The organism is Methylophilus sp., assembly GCF_035460085.1.
In the GTDB taxonomy this organism is placed as follows: Bacteria; Pseudomonadota; Gammaproteobacteria; order Burkholderiales; family Methylophilaceae; genus Methylophilus.
In genome coordinates this window covers 1-2,410 of sequence record NZ_DATHWZ010000093.1, presented here as the reverse complement: position 1 = coordinate 2,410, position 2,410 = coordinate 1, and the positions used below count along the sequence as shown (strand labels likewise).

At 51.5% G+C, this 2,410-nt stretch carries 3 protein-coding genes and 1 pseudogene; all 4 read left to right on the top strand.

From position 1 onward, the window contains the following. Positions 1-376: pseudogene (locus VK958_RS13285) on the top strand (hypothetical protein); the annotation flags it as partial. After that, the gene (locus tag VK958_RS13280; protein ID WP_325242142.1) at positions 373-1,338 is read left to right on the top strand and encodes a vWA domain-containing protein; all 966 of its coding nucleotides are present in this window, start codon (positions 373-375) and stop codon (positions 1,336-1,338) included. The pseudogene VK958_RS13285 and the gene VK958_RS13280, both read left to right, overlap by 4 nt. Beyond that, positions 1,335-1,913 (top strand): hypothetical protein, encoded by a 579-nt coding sequence (locus VK958_RS13275; RefSeq protein WP_325242140.1) that lies wholly within the window; start codon positions 1,335-1,337, stop codon positions 1,911-1,913. Before VK958_RS13280 ends, VK958_RS13275 begins: the two co-directional genes overlap by 4 nt. Continuing rightward, positions 1,910-2,410 (top strand): VWA domain-containing protein (locus VK958_RS13270; protein WP_325242138.1); only part of this gene is annotated, 501 nt, incomplete at its 3' end. The genes VK958_RS13275 and VK958_RS13270, both read left to right, overlap by 4 nt.

Genomic DNA, 2,410 nt, shown 5'->3' with positions numbered 1-2,410 from the left:
GGCCGCACTGCTTTATATCAATGCCGATGGTCACTGGTTACCGTTTATGGGTGGCGCGTTTGCCCGTGCGCATCGTCAACTCAAGCGCCTGGCGAAATCTTCCAGACCGAAAACCGCAGTGGAAGAGAAAAAAGCATTGGTTTACCTGCACCAGGCATTTAACCAGCATTATGGCGCAAATATTTTTGCACGGGATGTCGAAGCGTTTATTAGTTTGCGCCCCAGCTTCAAAGGCATGCAGCATGAAATCACCCAATTCTTTGAGGCTTCCAACCAGTCACTCTATGACGTGAAAAGCCGTGACAGCCGCCAGGTGATTGCGCAACTGGTACATCTCAGCAAGCAGTTGCGTGACTGCGAGCGGGGCGTGGCATGATTATTCTGCATCCGTGGGCATTTGCGCTGTTGCCGGTTGCGCTATTGCCGTTCTGGCTAAAAGGCCACCAAGGCCAGCATTACAGCTGGCTGGATATCATGCCTGAAGACCTGTTCTCTGAGCGGCTGAACCTGGCGGTCAAAGTGGTGATGTCTTTGCTGCTACTGTGCATCGTCATCGCACTGGCTTCTCCCAGAGGGTCAGACGAACAGGTGCCGCGGGTAGGCAAGGGCGCACAAACGGTGATGGTGATAGACCGTAGCGTCAGTATGGATCACCCATTTGCCGGTGACTCTTCGGGGCATGTGGCAGAGATCAAATCCGCCACTGCGCGCCGCATCATCACCCAGTTCATCGATTCGCGGCCAAACGACATGATGGGCGTGGTCGGCTTCACTAACTCGGCTTTATATGGCATCAAAATCACTACGAACCGCGATGCGATTCACGCAGCGATTGTGGCAGCGACCAGCCCGTCTTTGAACCAGACCAATATCGGTGCCGGATTGACCGAAGCGGTGGGCCTGTTCGATAACATCCAGAGTTCAGGTTCACGGGCGGTGATCCTGCTGTCCGATGGCGCGGGCAAGCTGAGTCCGCGGGTGAAGTTTTTGCTGAGCGAGCGCCTGAAAAGCCGCAAGCTGAGTATCTACTGGATCATGTTACGCGAGCCGGGTGAAGCGAGTATTTTCTCCAAAGAGGAATATGACGAAGGTCGCACACCTAACTCGATCGTGCTGCACAAATACTTCCAGTCGCTGGGGCTGAAATACAAAGCCTACGAGGCGGACAATCCGGAAACCCTGCAATCGGCGATTAATGACATCGATACACGTGAGAAAAAGGTCATTAAATATACCGAGACCATCGCCGGGTTTGATTATTCAAAAATATTCGTGATCAGTGCGCTGGTGCTGGTGTTATTGATCCTGGGCATCAAAAATTTGAGGATGTATGAATGAAAAACCCTATAACGCACACACGGTTAACGCGCAAAAACCAGGTGCTGGGCTTGCTCTTTCTTGTTGGCCTGGTCGGCACTGTGTACGAAGGCTTCCAGGTCAGTCAGATTGCCAGAGCCAATAGCACGTTGCAGAGCGGAGAGGTACTCGATGGCGACCAGTTTCCCTTCCACCAGAAATTTGCTGATGCTTACCAGCAAGGGAGAACCGGCAATTTCAAGCATGCCAGCCAGAATTTTGGCCAATTGCTGGAAGCCCCGAAAAAACAGGATGAACACGGTTTCGAACCTGACCTGCACCTGAAATCGCAGATTCAATTCAATATCGCTAACCACCTGTTCCGCTCAGGCTTGCAACGATTGGTAGAGGCCGATGGTTCACTCCAGGAGCAAGCAAAGTTTGATTACCTGCAGGCGCGTGCTTCGTATGAGCAGGCGCTCAGATTAAACCCTGAAAATCAGCCAGCCAAATTCAATTTGAGTTTATTGCACGCGGTGATTCCCAAGCATATTAAAACCGTGCCGCAGGATCCTTCAGGCCTGGAAATCAGCAACTTGCCACAGGGTTTGCCATGAAACGCCTGTATAACCGCCTGAAAGAAAACTACGAAACTGTCTTGCTCTTGGCAGCAGCGGTATTCCTCATGCTAGCGCTGGTGAAACCGGAAATACAGCTCAAACAGGAAGTGCATAATTATTTGCTACTGGCCGATATCTCGCAGAGCATGAATGCCGAAGATATGACGATTGCCGATAAGCCCGTCACGCGCCTGGCCTATACCCAGCATCTGATGAAGCAGGTAGTGAAAACGTCACCTTGTGGCACCTATGTCAGCGTCGGTGTATTTGCAGCTGAAAACGTAGCGCTGTTATTTATGCCACTGGAAGTATGCGCTAACTTCGATATCATTACCGATAGCATTAATCACTTAGAATGGCGCATGGCATGGAGCGGTAACAGCCGCATGACGTTTGGCGTGAAAGCAGCTGAGGCGACGTTCGATTACCTGAATATTCCGGCACAGATGCTGTTCTTTACCGATGGCGATGAAGCACCTAAAGCCAATGGCATC

Bases quoted from the DNA above. Each gene is read 5' to 3' on its own strand.
- VK958_RS13280 (WP_325242142.1), top strand. From the start codon at position 373: ATGATTATTCTGCATCCGTGGGCATTTGCGCTGTTGCCGGTTGCGCTA.
- VK958_RS13275 (WP_325242140.1), top strand. From the start codon at position 1,335: ATGAAAAACCCTATAACGCACACACGGTTAACGCGCAAAAACCAGGTG.